The sequence below is a fragment of the Shewanella psychrophila genome, from assembly GCF_002005305.1.
Classification (GTDB): Bacteria; Pseudomonadota; Gammaproteobacteria; order Enterobacterales; family Shewanellaceae; genus Shewanella; species Shewanella psychrophila.
This window is the reverse complement of sequence record NZ_CP014782.1, coordinates 2003858-2023850: the sequence shown is the minus strand read 5'-3', so window position 1 is coordinate 2023850 and position 19993 is coordinate 2003858. Positions and strand designations below refer to the sequence as shown.

At 43.9% G+C, this 19993-nt stretch carries 13 protein-coding genes; 2 read left to right on the top strand and 11 right to left on the bottom strand.

Going from position 1 to position 19993, the window contains the following annotated elements:
- Positions 1-242: 242 nt before the first annotated feature.
- The 9 genes from putP to sps_RS08790 all read right to left on the bottom strand — a co-directional run bounded on the left by putP (position 243) and on the right by sps_RS08790 (position 10255).
- Complete coding sequence (gene putP, locus sps_RS08830; RefSeq protein ID WP_077752194.1) at positions 243-1694, bottom strand: sodium/proline symporter PutP; 1452 nt, start codon at positions 1692-1694, stop codon at positions 243-245.
- A gap of 135 nt (positions 1695-1829) precedes the next feature.
- On the bottom strand, positions 1830-2534 hold the full coding sequence (locus sps_RS08825) for a DUF3379 domain-containing protein (RefSeq protein ID WP_077752193.1): 705 nt from the start codon (positions 2532-2534) through the stop codon (positions 1830-1832).
- Positions 2527-3090 (bottom strand): sigma-70 family RNA polymerase sigma factor, encoded by a 564-nt coding sequence (locus tag sps_RS08820; protein ID WP_077752192.1) that lies wholly within the window; start codon positions 3088-3090, stop codon positions 2527-2529. The genes sps_RS08825 and sps_RS08820 overlap by 8 nt, the downstream gene beginning before the upstream one ends.
- 122 nt (positions 3091-3212) lie before the next feature.
- Positions 3213-4910: a BatD family protein gene (locus tag sps_RS08815; protein WP_077752191.1), complete on the bottom strand. Its 1698-nt coding sequence runs from the start codon at positions 4908-4910 to the stop codon at positions 3213-3215.
- Positions 4904-6844 carry a vWA domain-containing protein gene (locus tag sps_RS08810; RefSeq protein ID WP_077752190.1) on the bottom strand — a complete coding sequence of 647 codons (1941 nt, stop codon included), beginning with the start codon at positions 6842-6844 and terminating at the stop codon, positions 4904-4906. Before sps_RS08810 ends, sps_RS08815 begins: the two co-directional genes overlap by 7 nt.
- A gap of 2 nt (positions 6845-6846) precedes the next feature.
- Entirely contained in the window at positions 6847-7851 is a 1005-nt protein-coding gene (locus sps_RS08805) for a vWA domain-containing protein (protein ID WP_077752189.1), read from the bottom strand.
- Positions 7845-8369, bottom strand: a complete 525-nt coding sequence (locus sps_RS08800) for a DUF4381 domain-containing protein (RefSeq protein ID WP_077752188.1) — start codon at positions 8367-8369, stop codon at positions 7845-7847. The genes sps_RS08805 and sps_RS08800 overlap by 7 nt, the downstream gene beginning before the upstream one ends.
- Positions 8369-9298, bottom strand: a complete 930-nt coding sequence (locus sps_RS08795; RefSeq protein ID WP_077752187.1) for a DUF58 domain-containing protein — start codon at positions 9296-9298, stop codon at positions 8369-8371. Before sps_RS08795 ends, sps_RS08800 begins: the two co-directional genes overlap by 1 nt.
- Positions 9299-10255 (bottom strand): AAA family ATPase, encoded by a 957-nt coding sequence (locus tag sps_RS08790; protein ID WP_077755613.1) that lies wholly within the window; start codon positions 10253-10255, stop codon positions 9299-9301.
- Between the two features lie 418 nt (positions 10256-10673).
- Between sps_RS08790 and fadI the strand changes: the two genes are divergently transcribed.
- Together fadI and fadJ are read left to right on the top strand one after the other, a co-directional pair.
- The gene (fadI, locus tag sps_RS08785) at positions 10674-11984 is read left to right on the top strand and encodes an acetyl-CoA C-acyltransferase FadI (protein WP_077752186.1); all 1311 of its coding nucleotides are present in this window, start codon (positions 10674-10676) and stop codon (positions 11982-11984) included.
- Between the two features lie 5 nt (positions 11985-11989).
- On the top strand, positions 11990-14116 hold the full coding sequence (gene fadJ, locus sps_RS08780) for a fatty acid oxidation complex subunit alpha FadJ (RefSeq protein WP_077752185.1): 2127 nt from the start codon (positions 11990-11992) through the stop codon (positions 14114-14116).
- Between the two features lie 810 nt (positions 14117-14926).
- Here fadJ and sps_RS08770 read toward each other — a convergent pair.
- Positions 14927-15487, bottom strand: coding sequence for a hypothetical protein (locus sps_RS08770; protein ID WP_077752183.1), 561 nt, complete (start codon positions 15485-15487; stop codon positions 14927-14929).
- Between the two features lie 146 nt (positions 15488-15633).
- Complete coding sequence (locus sps_RS08765; RefSeq protein WP_237158035.1) at positions 15634-19944, bottom strand: EAL domain-containing protein; 4311 nt, start codon at positions 19942-19944, stop codon at positions 15634-15636.
- Positions 19945-19993: the final 49 nt, after the last annotated feature.

The window sequence follows — 19993 nt, the reverse complement described above, 5'->3', positions numbered from 1 at the left end:
TCCGACCAGTTGTAAATGCTGGTTGCATTTTTGTTAATTAAATCAGTGGTTTTAAGGCTAATGATGTGTGTGTATTTTAACCGTGAGCTGGAGCGCCCATCGCGAGGCGTATCAAGGCTTTTACTTGATTTGAATTTAAGTTGCGGGCTTGTGAAAGATGGGGGTGAAAATAAATAATAAAAATAGCGTACACCTGTACGCTATTTTTGGTTTTTAAGACCCTAAGGCCTTATTATTAGTGATTATAGTTTTGAAGTAAATACTCTAAACTGGTCTTTAATCCTATCAGAAGGGGCTGATATTTTACTCACAATCACGCCTGAAAGGGTTGCTAAAATGAAGCCTGGTAAGATTTCATAGATATCGAAGATACCACCAGAAAGCTGTTTCCAAATCACAACCGTGAACGCACCGACTATGATAGTTGCTACCGCACCATTTCGGCTGTAAGCACTCCAGAATAGCGAGAGCAACACTACAGGACCAAATGCTGCGCCAAAACCTGCCCATGCATAACTGACTAGTCCAAGTACGCTGCTTTCTGGGTTGAGTGCAACAATACCCGCGATAATGGCAATCGCGAGTACGCCGATACGGCCCACTAACATTAACTCTTTGCTGCTGGCTTGTGGGCGTAACCACTTCTTATAGAAATCTTCAGTGATAACACTAGAGCAGACCAAGAGCTGTGAATCGATGGTACTCATGATGGCCGATAAAATCGCGGCAATAAGCAGTCCGCCGATCCATGGATTAAATGCCGCGTGTGCCAGATGGATGAAAACGGTCTCAGGATTGGCCAATGGATCGTTTGCGAAGTACAAACTACCGGCTATACCCGTTGCCAATGCACCTATGAGGGCGATTACCATCCAGCTCATGGCGATGCGACGTGATACCGGAATATCATCAGCACTCTTGATGGCCATGAATCGAGACAGAATATGAGGTTGGCCGAAATAACCTAAGCCCCATGCGAGAAGTGAGATTAAGCCGATGAAGGTGGTATTTTCATGAAACATAGACAACATAGCCGGATCGATATTAGCTAAACCGTCTTGGGTTTCAGGCTGACTGAAGATAGCGACTGGGACGATTAATAGGGCAACCAACATCAAACAGCCCTGGAAGAAATCGGTCCAGCTGACGGCAAAAAATCCACCGACAAAAGTGTATGCGACGATAATGGTCGAGCCGATAATCAAGGCTAAGGTATAATCCAGACCGAAGACTTTTTCAAACAGTATTGCACCGCCTACCATGCCAGATGAAGCATAGAAGGTGAAGAAAATGAGAATCGTAACCGCCGAAACCAACTTGAGTAAGCCTTTGGTGTCTTCGAAGCGTTTCTCGAAGAAGTCGGGTAGGGTAAGCGCGTTATCGGTAAACTCAGTGTATATACGAAGACGTTTTGCGACGAATAGCCAGTTTAACCAAGCGCCGAAGACCAGACCTATACCGATCCAGGCTTCACCGAGTCCACCCAAGTAAACAGCACCGGGCAGACCTAGCAGTAGCCAGCCTGACATGTCTGATGCACCAACACTCAATGCGGTGACGGCCGGTCCCATGCCTCTGCCACCTAAAATATAGTCGTCAACTGAGTCTGTTGCTTTATAAGCCCATAGGCCGATCCCCATCATTAGGGAGAGGTAGCCGATGAAAGTGATTAATATAGGTAATTCAATATTCATGCTTATGCCATTAATTTTTATTTTTAAATGTGGGCGACATGCTAGCAGATGTTAGATGTGAAGCTCAATATTGATTGGAAATGTGAAGCTCATCGGTCCTGTGGTGGCCTGATGTCACCACAGGATGTTACGAGGTTAGATGAAGATTTGTTGAATTTCTTTTTTTACGTAACTAAGGTCTGCATTTTCTTCACCGACTAGCAACATGTAGGCGTTGTCGGTTGTGAAACCTCGTCCTTTGTACTTATTATCGGCAAAGGCTTGTTCGAGCACCATGCGCTCCTCAATAGGGACGATAAAAAGAGTCACCTTGCTATGCTCTCCCTGCACTACAAGGTGTAAGCTTCTTACGCCCTGAAAGTCACAAAAAGTACTGTAATAGACTTTACCTGGCTGTTGAGTGAACTTCGCATTGCCGAGTGTGCCCAGAGAGGCCAATTGAAAATTGACATCCTGAAAGCTGATATTTTGATCTACGGTCAGTGCATTCGTTTCGTGATATACATGTGCGAGGGCATGCTGTCCTAAATCAACAGGGGCCATCCTCAGTAGGGTGAAACTTATTCCTGCGATAAAAGCAATTGATGCAACAAGCGCCAGAGTAAAACCTGATTTACGCCTCTGTGTCTGATGTTGATGCAGCTGTTGGTTAAGCAGTAACTTAGCTGCTAAATCTTCAGGGACATCAATTTTTAAGGCGCGCTCAAGCTTGCTGTCGAGCTTCTTTAAATCATTGACGAAAGCTTCGCGTTCAGGAGCGGCTTGCATGGCCGCTAAAAAATCATCGTCCTGACAGTTTGGCTCTCCATAGGCCTGGCGTCTAAACTTCAGCTCATCCATTGGATTGACCTCTTACTTGTGGTTGTTCTATTAACTCTTTTAACTGATTTCTGGCTCGAAAGAGCCGAGTCATCACGGTATTACGATTGAGCTTTAATATATCTGCAATCTCTTCGCCGCTGAAACCACCAATAACTTGCAAAATTAATGGTTCACGGTATTCGATCTCTAATTTTGAGATCTGTCTGCGGATCAGGTGCTGTTCAGCGTTATCTTCGGTGCTACTGGATATATGATCTTCCAGTTGCTCCTGCTCGACATCAGAGTAATCAAATTGCTTCCTCTCGAATCGACGGGCATTCTCTCTTCGCACTATGGTAATAAGCCAAGCTTTAGCGGCTTTATCATCCTTGAGTGACTCGAGTGAGCGCCATGCCCTTAGGAAGGTTTCCTGAGTGATGTCCTCCGCAATATGCTTATCCCCACATAGCCAATAGGCATAGCGGAAGATATCGGCATGGAGTGCCCTGACAAGGCTATCGTATCGTCTTTGTTTACTTAGCATGTCAGAATTGACCGAGGAATCGGGTTTTTTATTTCGCAGGCGATTAAACATTTTTAAATTAGTGCTCGATTAACTACCACAATAGTGGCTAGCTTAACCTGCTTGAAGGGAATGGCAAGAAGTTAACTATAAAAGAATATTAGGTTAACTTCTTGCCATAGACGTTGAGAGGCCTAGCTAGGATTGAGTTCTACCAGTGTAGAGGTCTGCTGCTGAACCTTACTCGTTGTTGATGACTTGACTGCTTCGATGATCATTTGATAATCCAGAGGAGTTTGCTCCTTGCTGAATGCGCTGATCTGTAGTTGTGAAATTCCCTTGTTTAATTCAAGGGATAATCCGGCAATATCGGCAAGGCTCATGGAACGAGAATATTGTTCACCATAGTGAGCTTGAAGCGCCGTCAAAACTTTTCCTGGGTTTTCCTCTTTACAGGCCGCTTCTAACATAGACAGATTCGTTTGTTGTTTAGCCGTTAGGACAGGGGAGGCCTGAGGGGGAAAACTCTCTTTGCTGGATACTGCATCTGTAACATGTTGGGCCAATGCCAATTCAGCCTGATCTGTTGTGATCCTTTTAATCTGGATACGACTCTTCTGCCAGAGCATTAAGGTCGCTAACCATAGGGTGGCAAATATTAAGCTTAACCAAGGCCAGTAACCCGATGTATTGTTTTCAGCTATATTATTGTTCTGAGGCAGGCTCACTTCTGGTGCATCGCTGCCTATGACTGTGATGGTTCTGGCGGGAAGCGTCGCTTGCTCCTGACGCTTGGTGTGAGGATTCCACCAAGGCACAGAAATAGCGGGCAAGGTGTATTCACCGGCTTTGGTTGGCACTATGGCTAAGGTTTGAGTCAGCTGCGACACCATTTGTTTATCTCGCAAGAATGTTTTACGTACCGGCTTCTCTGGGTAGGTTTTAAGGCCTTGGGGTACAGGTATCAGAATCTCAGGTAAGCTAGTCTCATCAGTATTTGATGCCAGTAAACTAATGGTGCGGGTGATAGGGTTGCCGACTTGATATTCCTGAGTCTCTTCCGGCCAGTCTTCATTCAGAGCGACCAAATCTGACACTAACCACTCGCCGTGATACTCATTGGGGATAGGGTTAATCAGTAAGATAGACTTTGCGGCTCTGGCTTCCATGGGCCGGCTTTCATTGAAAGAGAACATGCCTCCTCGACGAGAGCCTTGTATGAGGACATCACCTGAAAAACCTGTGCCGTCTATGGTCAGTTCTCCTGGTTGATCGGCAATGATGCCGTAAGTACGCTCAATGACACGATAGCGGCGACCGTTGAAAATTTCTGTTTTATCGACATCTTCACCCAGTTGCTTGATTTGTGCACCGTCTAAGTTAGGGGCACTTAATACGCCTCGCTGAAGATCAACCGCTAAGAATAATTTTACTTTATAGGTAATGAGTTGTCCTACATAAGCTTCTTCAGTGGATAAGCTGGTGCGTATAAACAAGTTCTTCATTTGTGTAGCTTGACTGCCTGAAGCCACGACATTCAGTTTAATCGGTGTAGATTTGACTCCGTCTATGCTCAAAGATGGAATAACAAGAGTTCCTGCGTGTTTAGGTGCTAGGAGGATTTGCCAACGAGTTTGCTTTTTCGAGTCAAAATTAACTATCTGAGTGCTACGACTGACACTGGTGCGTCCCACGATGAAGTCTTTGAGCAGAGCGGATGTATCTAAGTCTCCGGTTTTGACATCATCGTCGGCACTGATGGTCAGTACTAAGTATTCTTTTTCAACGGCAGGATTTCTATCGACAGAGGTTTCCAGCTGGCTAATGGCAAAAGTGGGGATGGAGAAAACTAGCGTCACTAAGGCTAGTAATAAACGTCTGGAAACTACCATTGCTGCTGATCCTTAGAGTTGGTATTTTGTCTTGCACGTTTTTGATATTCGAGTTGCATCTTATTTCTCAGTAAAACTTGAGGGTCATCGACCAAACCTCTTAGCGCTCGCTCCATCTCTGGAGGAAGCTCCTCTGGCCCTTCTTGCATTTGAGTAGCTTGGGCCTTTGCTTGGGCATCTTCTGAATTTTCATCGGCTGCTTGAGTATTTTGAGAAGCAGCCTGCTGCTCTTGCTCTTCTTGCTGCTTATCGTCGCTGCCGGCTTGTTTGTTCTGATCACTCTTTGGCTTATCTTTTTTAGAATCTGCTTGTGAGTTGTCTTGTGGTTGCTGCTTGTCCGGATCCGCTTGCATCTCAGAATCGTTATTCTTATCTTCTGGGCTCTGATTGCCTGCATCATTTTTATCCGATCCACTGTCTTGCTTTGATTCATCGGATTGAGATTGCTCATCTTGATCTGGTTTTTTCTGCTTATCTTTTTCTGAATCCTTGTCGGCATCGCCCTCAGAGTCTTCTTGTGGATCAGGTTTTTGTTGTTTATCGTCTTGCTTCGACTTGTCTTGATCTGACTTATCCTGATCTGGGCTACCTTGTTTCTGTTGCTCTAATTTCTTGGCAAGTTCGAGGTTGTCTTTTGCCGCTGTTAACTCAGGTGCTTGTGCTAATGCATCTTGATAACGTTTTATTGCCTCATCGTATTTATTTTTCTGCATCAAGGTGTTGCCTTGATTGTACAAGCCGCTAGCGGAATTATCTTGTTCGAACAGTGACAGAGCCTCATCATACTTTCCGGCCTTATATAGGGCGCTGGCTTGCCATTGAGGAGATTTAAAGGATTCTGACGCCTGCTGATAATCTTCAGTCTGATAGGCTTGCATTCCCTGTTGATCTTGAGTCTGCCAAAGGTCGTCCCAGGTTGATGCATGAACCGGATTTGGAATGTAGATGATAAAGAGAGCAAGGGCTACAACTAACCCGTGCCTAAAACTGAACAATACTGGAAGCAGGAGTAAGAGCGCGATATAGGGGCCTGCATCTTGCCAGATCTCACCATCGAGTTCGGTCGCCTTAGTGTCGCCAGTTGTCGATAACCAGGTTTGCATCTGTTTGAGATCTTGACCATCACTTCTATAGGGAATTAATACACCATCTGAAGCTTGTGCCAGCTCATTGAGCAACGAGTAGTTCGTCTTCGCGACGACAACTTGGTCGGCATTATCCCTGAGCAGCTGCCCATCTGGCAGGCGAATGGGTGAGCCTTGCTCGCTGCCAAAAGCCATGATGGCTAATCGATATTGGGTGTTATTCAAGACAGCCTTTGCTTCACGCATCTGCGTAGTCGATACGCCATCTGTGAGAAGTAAAATGTCGCCGCGTATGTGCCCGCCTTGAGCGAGTAAGTTTTTTCCTTGTTCTAGGGCTGCCACTAAGTTAGAGCCTCGAACCGGCATGATATCCGGTGATAAGGTTGGCAGTAAGTTGAGTAAGGTAGCTCTATCTCGCGTCAAGGGACTGATGGTAAATGCATCTCCAGCATAGGCGATAAGCCCGGTCTCACCCTCTTTAAGTTCACCGATAAGGTCGGTGGCTTTAAACTTGGCTTGTGACAATCTATTGGGAGACAGATCCGTAGCGTACATAGACAGAGACATATCCATGACGATCACTCTGCCCTGAGCCGCTTCGAATACCGGCAGAGACTGTTTAGTGAAAGCGGGTCCCGATAAGGCAAGCACGGCCACGAGCCAAGCTAATCCGAGATACCATAACTTACTGCGTTTTATCTCATTAGTTTGTGTGACTAAAAGTGTCGCTAGATGGGGGGCTATGTAACGATTCCATGTCGAATTTTTTCGTTCACTGCGCCACAGCAATAAAATGAGCAAAATTAGGGGCAATAGAGCGAAAAACCACTCAGGTCGTAGAAAATGCATGTTTATCTGTCTCCTCGACGGGCCGTTAACCATTGTACGGGTCGATTAAAGAGGGGGAGTTGAGATAGTGCCATTAAGATAGTGATTAACAAGGCGGCAGCCAATGGCAGATAAAAGAGTTCTGATTGTGGTCGATAGCTGAGTTGATCTCGGCTAATGGGCTCTAGTTTGTCTATCTCCTGATAGATCTGCTCTAGATCCTGAGAACTTCTAGCCCTGAAATACAGACCACCAGTGGTCTTTGCCAGGGAGCTTAGTTGCGCCTCATCGAGATCCATGGAGGGGTTAACTCTTTCTGTACCGAATATCGAGCGTCTTTCCATAACATCTGCCCCGACGCCGATGGCGTAGATTTTCACCCCACGCTTAGCGGCGATAGCGGCGGCTTGATCGGGAGAGATAGAGCCTGAATTGTTGGAGCCATCGGTGAGTAGCACTAAAATTCGATTACTCTTGTCGACCAAGTCGAAACGCTTAACTGCTAAGGCTATTGCTTCACCTATAGCGGTTTGTTTGCCGACTAATCCTATTTGAGCTTCCTTTAGGAATTGCGCGACAGAACGCCTATCTTGGGTCAGTGGAGCCTGCAAGTATGCGTGATCTGCGAACAGAATAAGACCTAACTTGTCTCCTTTTCGACGCTCGATAAAATCACCGACAACATCTTGTATCATGGTAAAGCGGTCAACGGTTTGTCCGTTGAGCACCATGTCTTCAATCTGCATGCTGCCGGAAAGGTCTACCGCCATCATAAGATCTCGTCCCTTGCTTGGCAGTTCGATAGAATCACCCATCCATAAGGGGCGCGCAACGGCAATCACTAAGAGGATCCAGACTAGCCAGTATGATTTACGGGAATGTGATTGTTGCTGAATTTGTTCAGCCCCATTTTCAGCGATACCGGGCAGATGAAGGTGACCACTGATCTCGACTTCTTGCTGCTGTTTTCTGAAGATGAGCGGCAGGGGTAACAGTAAGAGCAACCAGGCCCATGCAAGAGTCAGCATTGTGCCTCCTTGTTACTAGTACTGAGTTTTTGAGCATCTTTTTTCAATGGTAAAGCTTGCTTAAGCCAATCGGAGGCTAATGTTTTTAGCTCTTCGGCTTCTTTTGGAGTCAGACCTTCTCTCTGGTAACGCCTGTCCAGTAGAAGCTTTAGACGCGGATTAGAGCGCTTAACTTGCAGTGCCATCCATTGATGCCAATGATCGCCTTGAAGACCCGCAACTTGTTCTCTGGAGAGGTAACTCATGGCTGCGCGTTTGATTAAGGTGTTTATCTGAACGGGGATATCAGCTGCATGCTGCTCGCTTGAGGTGTCCAATGATGCGACGGCCAATAAGACTTCACGTTTGGGAGCCCTATGGCGCCTTACTCGTTTGAGTTTGAAAAATAGCACAGTGACAGCGATTAATATCAATGCAAGAACCAGCCAGTAACCTACCGCTATGGGGAGATTACTGATGGCCTCGGGCGTATGAATGTCTTTTAATGCGGCTAGTGCAGGATTGGCTGTGGTCTGCATTATCTTAACGCTCCAAGTTGATCGTTAAGGGTCATGCCCGCATCTAAAGTGCGTGTGTGAACATTTAATTTTTGCATCATTTGAGTAAACTGTGCTTGGCTCTGAAGTTGTTTTTGCAGCCAGGTATTGTAGCCCGCCCGGTCGAGGGTCAGTTCCTTGTTGCCATCTTTTACTGGCAGTTGAAACTGTTTCGGTAGCTTTAGTTTGCCTTGCCTCAGGGGATCTGTGATTAAGAAGGCCCCCATATCGCAATGGCGTTTTAGATCTGACAGAGGAGCAAGACAAGATTCATTGAAATTGCTGCCATCGCTGATTATCCAGATCAATGAACCAGGTTTAGCGATGCGTCTGAGTCTTTGACAGGCACGGAACATATGCTCAGGTTCAGCCTGATGTGTTGGCAGTCGAGCCAGCTGTTGCTTATGCACAGATTCGATGGCGGAGATGAGCTGTAAGATGCCTTTCTGACGGCTTCTTGGTTTGAGTTCAATATGCTCATCCTCTGTGGCGATCAATGCACCTAACCTGTCGCTGTGCAGAATAGCACTCCAGCCCAGAGTGGATGCCAGATGCGCAGCCTGTACCGATTGTAGCAATAAGCTGGAACCAAAATAGAGGCTGTGACTGAGATCGAGCAGAATCAGTATCGGCCGCTCTCGTTCTTCAACGAAAAGCTTAGTATGTGCCTTACCCGTACGGGCCGTGACACGCCAGTCTATGGTTCTGACATCATCACCGGGTTGGTATTGGCGTACTTCGGCGAATTCCATTCCCCGGCCTTTAATCTGGCTGGCTCTATGTCCGGCTAGACTTGCACGGGCTTTAGAGCGTTTCTCAGGAAGCGCTCTGGCGATATTTTGGCATGCTAACAGCTCTTTTGGATTCAGGTTTACCCCGTCGGCAAAAAGAGGGAGGACGATTTCAGACACTTAAGGCACCGCAACTTGAGACAAGATATGATCGATCACTCGGTCGCTAGTGACGCCTTCGGCTTGAGCCTGGTAACTCAGCAGTAACCTGTGTCTTAATACGTTGGGGGCAACGGCCTGAATATCTTCCGGCGAGACAAAGTCACGTTCCTGTAACCAGGCTCTGGCTCGGGCACATCGCTCCATTGCCAGTGTTGCTCGAGGGCTGACACCGTATTCAAGCCAGCTGGCCAGTTCATCGCTGTAGCGTTGTGGCTGTCTGGTCGCCATCACTATGTCGACGATGTATTTTTCTAATGGCTCGGCGAGGTAAAGTTCCAGCGACTCTTCGCGGGCTTCGAAAATATCTTTTTGAATGATAGGTTCTACAGTGGGCGCGGCTTGCTTTAAGGCTTCTTTACGGGACATTCGCATGATCTCGAACTCAGTTTCTGCGCTCGGATAATCCAGGTTGAGATGCATAAGGAAGCGATCGAGTTGAGCTTCGGGTAGCGGGTAAGTCCCTTCGTTTTCGAGAGGATTTTGCGTCGCCATAACCAGAAACAGTTCTGGTAATTTATAGCTATTCTTACCTACGGTAACTTGACCTTCGGCCATCGCTTCGAGCAAAGCCGACTGAACCTTGGCGGGGGCTCGGTTGATCTCATCGGCTAAGATAAGGTTGTGAAAAATAGGCCCGGCTTCAAATTCAAATGTGGCCGTCTGAGCCCGATAAATATCGGTTCCGGTTAAATCGGCTGGTAACAGATCTGGGGTAAATTGAATTCGGTGGAAGTCACCTTCGACACCGTCACATAGGGCTTTTACCGCTCGGGTTTTCGCAAGGCCTGGGGGGCCTTCGACGAGTAAATGTCCATCGGCGATCAAGGCTATTAGTAAGTTCTCTGTTAGGACGGGTTGTCCTAAAATGACCTGGTTAAGGTATTCGCGTAATGCGTGAAATCGACTCAAAGGCATGATGCTACTCGGTTTGTTTTCATAAGTTAGGTTATAGACCAACGACATGGTAAAAAATTCACATAGGGTTTGGCTAGTGCCAATTTACCATTAATGTATAAAAGCCATATTAATTGTACGACTTAGTTATATGCTTCATTGTCGCTTTAACTACATTTAGATATTTGTAATATGCATATATAGGACAAGGGAAATCAAAATAAACTTCATTAAACATTGTTAATAAAGGTTTTTATGATATTTTTTAGACTAAAAACCAAACAGGTGTTTAAAACTTTCCTGTAAGAAGTTAGAATCGGATCACACTTTAATGGTCAGACCTGTTATATGCAGTAGAGTCAGACAGATTAAAAAGCGGCAAGGAAATAATAGCGTCAACAGCCAAATATCGGCTAGGCGTATAAGAAGAGGGCGGCAAATGAGTCACAGACAACAGGTAACGAACGCCAAGGGCGATCGTATTGCAATAGTAACGGGTTTAAGAACTCCATTTGCTAAACAAGCTACGGCGTTTCACGGTGTATCGGCACTGGACATGGGTAAGATGGTCGTCAACGAGATGCTGTCTCGTTCTGAGCTTGATCCTAAGGAGATAGAGCAGCTTGTTTATGGACAAGTGGTTCAGATGCCTGCGGCGCCTAATATTGCCCGAGAAATTGTACTGGGTACAGGAATGAACGTGAGCACTGATGCCTATAGTGTTAGCCGTGCATGTGCCACCAGTTTTCAGTCTACGGTGAATGTTGCTGAATCAATTATGACGGGTAATATCGATATTGGTATCGCCGGTGGTGCAGATTCATCTTCGGTTCTCCCTATTGGAGTATCGAAGAAACTGGCTCATGCATTAGTCGATTTGAATAAGGCTCGCTCTTTCAGTCAAAAGCTGGCTATCTTCAGGCGCTTAGGGATTAAAGATTTGCTCCCTGTTCCGCCAGCTGTTGCCGAGTTTTCTACCGGTATTTCCATGGGCCAAACTGCGGAACAGATGGCCAAGACTTATAACATTAGCCGCGCCGATCAAGATGCCTTAGCACACCGCTCCCATACACTTGCCACAGAGACCTGGAATGCGGGTCACCTTAGAGATGAAGTCATGGCGGCTCATGTTCCTCCTTACAAGGGGTTTATCGACCGCGATAATAATATCCGTGAAAACTCTAGTGTGGAATCCTACGCCAAACTAAGACCTGCATTCGATCGCAAGCATGGCACAGTTACCGCAGCTACCAGTACGCCGTTAACTGATGGTGCTTCGGCGGTGTTAATGATGAGTGAGAGCCGTGCTAAAGCGCTTGGCTATGATCCTATTGGCTATATCAAGAGTTATGCCTTTAGCGCCATCGATGTGTGGGAAGACATGCTAATGGGTCCATCCTACGCGACACCTCTTGCACTGCAACGTGCGGGTATGGAGCTAGAAGATTTGACGCTTATTGAGATGCATGAAGCCTTTGCCGCTCAAACCCTTGCCAATATGCAGATGTTTGCCTCGAAAAAGTTTGCTGAAGAAAAGCTAGGCAGAAATCGAGCCATTGGTGAAATAGATATGAGCAAATTTAATGTGTTAGGTGGTTCACTCGCTTATGGTCATCCTTTTGCCGCAACGGGCACTCGATTAATCACCCAAGTCTGTCGTGAGCTAAAACGTCGAGGTGGTGGTACTGGACTTACAACGGCCTGTGCGGCTGGTGGTTTGGGTGCAGCAATGATAGTGGAAGTGGAGTAATTCTTATGGAAAAGACGTTTAATTTAGTTCGCCGTGAAGATGGCATAGCCGTATTGACGATAGATGTACCTGGCGAAACCATGAATACCTTGCGCACCGAGTTTGGTCCCGAGATCACTGAAGTATTGGCAGAAATTAAAGCCGATACCAGTATTAAGGGCCTGGTGTTAGCCTCTGGCAAGAAAGATTGTTTCGTTGCTGGTGCTGATATCTCCATGTTGGATGCCTGTACTTCGGTGGCAGACGCTAAGGCGCTGTCACAGCAAGGCCATATTGTCTTTAACGAGCTAGAAGCTTTGTCTATCCCAGTTGTTGCGGCGATAGATGGTGTGTGTCTTGGCGGTGGTCTGGAACTGGCATTGGCTTGTCATCAGCGCGTATGTAGCCAAAACTCAAAGACCATGATGGGCGTGCCTGAGGTTCAGCTAGGCCTGTTACCAGGTGGCGGCGGAACCCAAAGATTACCTAGACTCGTTGGTATTACTACGGCGTTAGATATGATGCTGACGGGTAAGCAGATCCGTCCTAAGCAAGCGTTGAAGATGGGTCTGGTGGACGATGTCGTACCTGAGTCGATACTGTTGGCCACCGCCGTTGAAATGGCGCTTAAAGGAAAACGTTCACCTAAGAAGGTGAAGAAGTCTGTGGTTAACAAGTTACTCGAAGGCACTTCTGTTGGCCGAAATATCATTTTTGATCAAGCGGGTAAGCAAGTTCAAAAGAAGACTCAGGGTAATTATCCTGCGCCAGCCAAGATCATCGACAGTGTGCGTCAAGGTATGGCTAAGGGGAAAACCAAAGGACTCGAAGTGGAAGCAAGTCATTTTGCCGAGCTGGTTATGTCGAAAGAGTCGGCTGCATTAAGAAGTATCTTCTTTGCCACGACCGAAATGAAGAAAGAGACTGGCGCTGGTGATGTTGAGCCACGTAAGGTTAACAAGGCAATGGTACTCGGTGGCGGCTTGATGGGTGGCGGTATTGCGTCTGTAACGACCACCAAAGCCAAGATCCCTGCGCGAGTGAAAGATATCAGCGAGCAGGGCCTTAGCAATGCACTCTCTTATGCTTATAAGCTGCTCGATAAAGGAGTAAAGCGTCGCCATATGACGCCATCGGCTAGAGACAATATCATGTCGCTAATGACCACAACCACAGAATATAAAGGTATTAAAGATGCCGATATCGTGGTTGAGGCGGTGTTTGAAGACTTGAACCTTAAGCATCAAATGGTAAAAGATGTTGAACGTGAGTGTGGTGAGAACACCATTTTCGCTTCAAATACCTCTTCACTGCCTATTTCACAGATTGCAGAAGCGGCCTCCCGTCCTGAAAATGTCATCGGTCTACATTACTTTTCTCCTGTTGAGAAAATGCCTCTGGTTGAAGTCATCGCTCATAAGAAAACTTCGCCAGAGACCATTGCGACTACGGTTGCTTTTGCCCGCAAGCAGGGGAAAACACCAATCGTCGTACAGGACGGTGCCGGTTTCTACGTTAACCGTATTCTAGCGCTCTATATGAATGAAGCAGCGCAATTGCTACTTGAAGGTCAGAGTGTTGAACATTTAGATAAGGCACTGGTTAAGTTTGGTTTCCCTGTTGGTCCTATGACACTGCTCGATGAAGTCGGTATCGATGTAGGTGCTAAGATTTCTCCTATATTGGAAGCTGAATTAGGTGAGCGATTTAAGGCTCCTGCAGCATTTGATAAGTTGCTTAGGGATGATAGAAAGGGTCGTAAGAATGGTAAAGGTTTCTATCTGTACGCTAGTAAAGCCAAGAAGAAAGGTAAGCAAGTTGATGAGAGTGTATATCAAGTACTTGGCCTGAAACCTGGCGTGAATGCAGAAGTTTCTGAAGTCGCACAACGATGTGTTGTTCAGATGCTCAATGAGGCTGTACGTTGCTTGGAAGAGGGGATCATTGCATCACCTCGTGATGGTGATATTGGTGCTATCTTCGGTATTGGTTTCCCACCATTCCTGGGTGGCCCATTCCACTATATTGATACACTAGGTGCTGGCGTTTTAGTTGCTAAGCTAGAGAAATATCAAGCTAAGCATGGCGACAGGTTTGCACCTTGTGAAAAGTTAAAAGAGATGGCTGAGAGCAATCAGCATTTTTTCGATTAACCTAAATACAACCCCTCTGAACTTAACAATGCGGCAACATAATGCCGCATTTTTTGTTTCTAAGGAAAATCCCAGCCTGATTTTTATTCACTTACCTTGTTGTTTTTTGTACAATGTGCCAGCTTATTACGGTCAAAATAGATGAAAACCAAAGTATAGTTGATATCGATAGAGGTATTATTATGTCTAATGGATATTTAATTATCTCTCTGGGCTGAAAGCTATGAATGGCCTTAAACTCGGTAGTTATCAAGAGGTGTTATTCGTCTCTGCTTTGATATGAGGTGGTAGAACAGTGCTAGAATTTTCAAATGTAGGAAGTGTCATAACCCTTATTTGTGTGCTTTTTCTATCGAGTATCATTATGGGAAATTTGGCTTTTCGAGCAGGACTGGGCGTCAAGCGCTGGATCTTGCTGGGATTCTTGATTGGCCCTGTAGCTTATCCCCTATTTAATACTCATAAACATTATGCTTGGCGACGTTCAGTCGGTAAGGCTTCAGGGTCATTAAGACTATAATTTCCTGTTTGGTTTTGCTTGCTATTTCCGATGCGGAAGTTGTAGCTGTATATAGTTATAAAGCCCCACATAACAAACGAAAAAGGAACCTTAGGCTCCTTTTTCGTATTTGTTCCACAAGCTATTTTATTCAGCTCAGGCTCAATGCTAGTTTACTTCCACCAGACTTTAGCTGGGATAACTTCTAAATGGCTCAGCCCTTCAGGAAGTTGTACCTTAATACGTGCTGGCTTGTGAGTTAGGCCTAGTGCTTTTTTTATTGAATCAAACATAATAATTCTCCTTAGACCTTAAGCGATTTCTTGATTGGTGAATTTGATATGTGGAGAACCAGCGAGTTCTACGGGCTTAAACTTAATGTGCGGAGAACCAGCGAGTAGAACAGGCTTGAACTTGATATGTGGAGAGCCAGCGAGTTCTACGGGCTTAAACTTAATGTGCGGAGAACCAGCGAGTTCAACAGGCTTGAACTTGATGTGTGGCGAGCCAGCGAGTTCAACAGGCTTGAACTTGATGTGTGGCGAGCCAGCGAGTTCAACAGGCTTGAACTTGATGTGTGGAGAGCCAGCGAGTTCAACAGGCTTGAACTTGATGTGTGGAGAGCCAGCGAGTTCAACAGGCTTGAACTTAATGTGTGGAGAGCCAGCGAGTTCAACAGGCTTGAACTTGATGTGTGGCGAGCCAGCGAGTTCAAAAGGCTTAAACTTAATGTGCGGAGAGCCAGCTAGTTCTAATTGAACATTTGGTGTGCTCGAGAGGAGTGCTTGATTAGAGTTAATTGCAGGAGTTTCAAATGCCATTGTAGAAGTTGATAACACAAGGGCGATAGTCGTTGCTAATAATTTAATCATTATATTCTTCTCTCAAGTTCTGATACTTCAAAGCTTGAAGTATCTAGTCAGTAGGTGTGTCATATTTCTTGACACTTGAGAGAATATTTGCAGTTGTTATGCCAGTTTTATCGTTTTCCTAAAACTAATCGCTTATTTTGTTGGTTTTATATTGCCTTTTTTCCATTTTGTACTAAGTCAGGTTCGATGAATTCTTTGTGTAATAATTCGGTGAACTGAGATTCCGTAACGGGCTTGCTGAATATAAATCCTTGTATTTCCTCACAGTTAAGCGCTTTTAGTATGCTGAGCTGTGAGGCGTCTTCTACACCTTCTCCGACAACTGAGAGCCCCATGTTGTGGGCGATAGTAATAATAGAGTCGACCATTTTAAGATCACGATCAGATTTATCAATATCGTCCACAAAGGCTTTATCTATCTTCAACGTATGAATTGGGAAGCGTTTCAGATAGGAGAGTGAGGAGTAACCAGTACCAAAATCGTCTAAAGCTAGGCTTACTCCCATCTTAGAGAGCTGTTGCATCACCTTAATTGCTTTTTCTGGCTCTTTAATGACGGTACCTTCGGTGATTTCTAGCTCTAAATTTGCTGCAGGGAGCTGAGTTAGACGTAAAATTGACTCTATACGCTGCTGTAGATCGGGTAGAGCGAATTGATATGAAGATAAATTGACTGCTACGCGTCCATTGAAGATTCCTTGACTCCGCCATTTTTGTGCCGCAAAGCAGGCTTTCTTCATGACTATGTCACCAATTTCGACGATCAGACCATTCTCTTCGGCTAATGGAATAAACTCACTAGGGGGGATGAGACCATGTACTGGGTGATTGAGCCTGACTAAAGCCTCCATACCTGCCATCTTGCCACTCTTAAGAGCAATCTTAGGTTGATAGTAAACTTCAAACAGATCTTCCTTGATACCTTGTCTGATCAGGTTTTCCACTTCCAGCTGTCTAATTGCGTTACGATTCAGTGATTCTGAGTAGAACTGATAGCGATTTCCTCCCCCGGATTTGGCGTGGTACATGGCTATATCGGCTTTTCGCAGTAATGCCTGCTCATTTTGGTCATCTTCAGGATAGAGTACGATACCGATACTCATGCCAACTACGACCTTGTCTGAGGTCAATTCAAATGGTGTTACGAAGGCTTCGATTACACTATTAGCAATAACGGCACTGGAGCCTATATCAGGATTATCGTCGACGAGAATAGCGAATTCATCACCACCGAGACGGTAAATACTGGTGTGGTAGGGGACAGCAGCTTCAATGCGTTTAGCAACTTTTATCAATAGCTCATCACCGATTTGATGACCTAAGGAATCATTGATCTTCTTGAAGTTATCAAGGTCGAGCACCATGAGTGTATGGTGGCTATCACGTTTTACCAGGTTACCTAAGGTGACCATCAAACTTGAACGATTGGGTAGGTTAGTTAGTAGATCGTTGTTGGTTAGTTTTCTAAGCTCTTCTTCTTGTTGTTTACGACGGGAAATATCTGAAAATACGCCGACGTAATGAGATAGTTGTCCCAGTTCATCATAGATAGCATCGACAGTAAGTTCCATTAAAAAGCTGGAACCATCTCCCTTAGCCGATTCGACATCATTACTCCATCTACCTTGTTGATTTAATATTGTACGGATCTGTTCTGAGTAACTATCTGGGTAAAGGTCGAAGTTGAATTGCTCGCCAATAAATTTATCTCTGGTTTTTAAACACAGTTCACAACAGGCTTCATTCACTTCTACAAATCTAAAATCACAGTCTAGAATAAACATGCCTTCTGAAATATTGGCGATAGCACGCTCAAAAAGTCTTAACTGTTCTTCGGCATTTTTAAAGTTGTTGATGTTCTTGATAGTACCCGTCATTCGAAGCGGGTTATCTTTCTCATCTCTTTCGACAATTTTAGCCCTATCTAATATCCAAACCCACTCATCGGATTTTCCTTTTACTCGGTAAGCGGCTTCGAAGTGATCTGATTTACCATAGAAGTGGTCATTAAGCGCCGTACTTACGCGCTCCTGATCCATAGGGTGAATATTACTTTCTTCACCCGTTTCTCCTGATCTTTGACCATCTCGTGGAAATTCAAGTGATCCCCAGATATTGGATCGGTATATCTGTCCGGTTTCAATATCCCAATCCCACATCTCATCACCACTACCCCAGAGTGATAACTTGAGGCGCTCTTCAGATTTAGCTATTTGGTTCTGGACTTCTCTTCGTCTAAGAACTCCTTTAACGATCACTCCTGAAATAATCAGTGAAAGCATGAAGTAGATAAATTTAGCTTGCTTGGATAGCCACCACGGTGGAGTTATTTCAATCGTAATACTTTTTGTTGGGCCTTTACTATTAGTCAATTTATCCACAGAAAATACGTTGAAAGTGTATTCTCCTGGAGAAAGGTTGGTATAAGTCGCAGAGTCTATGTCTTTTGTTGATATCCAATCATCTGACAGACCATACATCTGGTAAAAATATTCAATGTTATTGAAGCTAGAATTGGGACTACTAAACCTGAAGGTGAATGGGTAATCTGAATAGTTGAGTTTTAGCTTTTCTATTTTTGAAGCTGAATAAGGTAAATACTTACTTCCAATGTGTACTGGATTGTTAAATATTAAAAAAGAATCAATAGTGGATCTAGGCTTTATTGGGTGTTCGATATAAGTATTCAAAGTTTTTAATGAAACAATACTTACACCATCTATACCTCCAAAAAGGAAAGTATCATTGTTTACTTCAATGCCACTTGGAGTGTTGTACTCATGTTGACTGCCATACATTGTCGTAAAAATGTACTCTTTTTTGTTTTTTATGTAAATTATTTCGCTAAGTGAGGATGCGATAGTGATATTTTTAGAATGAAATATTGAATAAATTTCTCTATTATTACTAAATACTTTTGAAATAGTATTAGATGTGGTGTTTAAGAGCATTATTGAGGTGGAAGTACCAAATAAAACACCATTTTCATGTAAAGCCAAGCTATATGTCAGTTCATCATAAAGTTTTATTAGTTGTTCATTTCTGTAAAGATAAAACCCACTTTGACTCGCGATATAAAACTTTTTTTGTTCTTTTATTAGAAGACCGAGTATTGGTTCATCTACATTTGTTTTTATTTTATCTATCAGTATATTTTCTCTGAAAAGCAAGACGTTTCCTGAGGCCGTTCCCGCGTAAAGAGTATCTTCAACATACGTTAGGTACGTAATGGTTTCCTGAGATAGAGACTTTTGGTTGGATGTTGATGTGTTTAAGGGGATGCTGACTAAACCTTCGTAACTTCCCACATATAAATTGTTATTTATAATTAATGAATTTTTAAAGCCTTCTACACCAGTATTATAACTCGCTATAAGCTTTAAGTTCTCATTATATAATTTTATTGTTTTATCGTCAGATGATATAAGTATTTCATCTGTATTAACTTTCTCAAAATGCCATGTGTTTTTATTGGGTGGAGTAATGCTTTTAATAAGGTTACTAGAGTTACTAACTATCTTTAACCCTTCATTTAAAAAACCAATGTAATATGCTCTATTATTTGCGAATATTGTTGATATTTGTGATCCAGATTCATATCCCTTTATTTTCCCAACAGCAACGGGAATATCATTGTCAATTTTAAATATAACCCCCTGACTTATTGAGTATGTCTCATTGTCTTTTTTGAATAGCTTGTCGTGAATTATTTTGTTTGTTACCAAAGAATCAGGTGTTTTATTTGTAATCGTTCCTGCTTTAGAATAGGATAGCTTGTCTTTTACTTTTATTATATCATTTACGTTTCCTGATATTTTTTTTGGTTTAGTATTGAAATTGCCCTTTGTTATTCCGTAAAGATCTTTGTGATAATTTCTGACGTAAATATCATTGTTATTTATTATTACTTGCTTTGATTCACGTAATTCACTATGGAAGTTTGATTCAATTATTTTTAAATCTTTTAAAAGGTGAATTCCATTGTCTGTGCCGACAATTAAGAAATCTTTTGTTCCAGAAATACTCCAAATAGGTTTTTTTAAGTGTTCTGAATTAAATATTTGAGTCTTAAAATTTTGGAGTTTAGGATCGTATATTGCTAATCCTTTATCTGTCCCGACAAATATGGAGCCATCGTCAGTATAGAGTAGACTTCTGATGAATGAACTGGGTAACCCTGAAGACTTGTCAGCAAAGTAATGCTTAAATTCTTTTCCATCAAAACGGTTTAAACCGTTGAGAGTGCCAATCCAAATATAACCCTCGGAGTCTTCAATAATTGACGTAATCGTACTTTGTGAAAGCCCCTCCGGAACATTATATGACTCGGAATTAAGTAAAATAGAAGTTTGATTATTTTCAATATGTGTTTCGTCAAAAATTTCAGATGGCTGATCAATAGCTTGTGCCTGGCCGAAAAGACAGAGGGCCAGTAGGAGAGTGATGATTGTTTTCATAATCGCGTTTGGCATCATTTTTTTAGTTTGATTCTTAGCCAGTAATGCT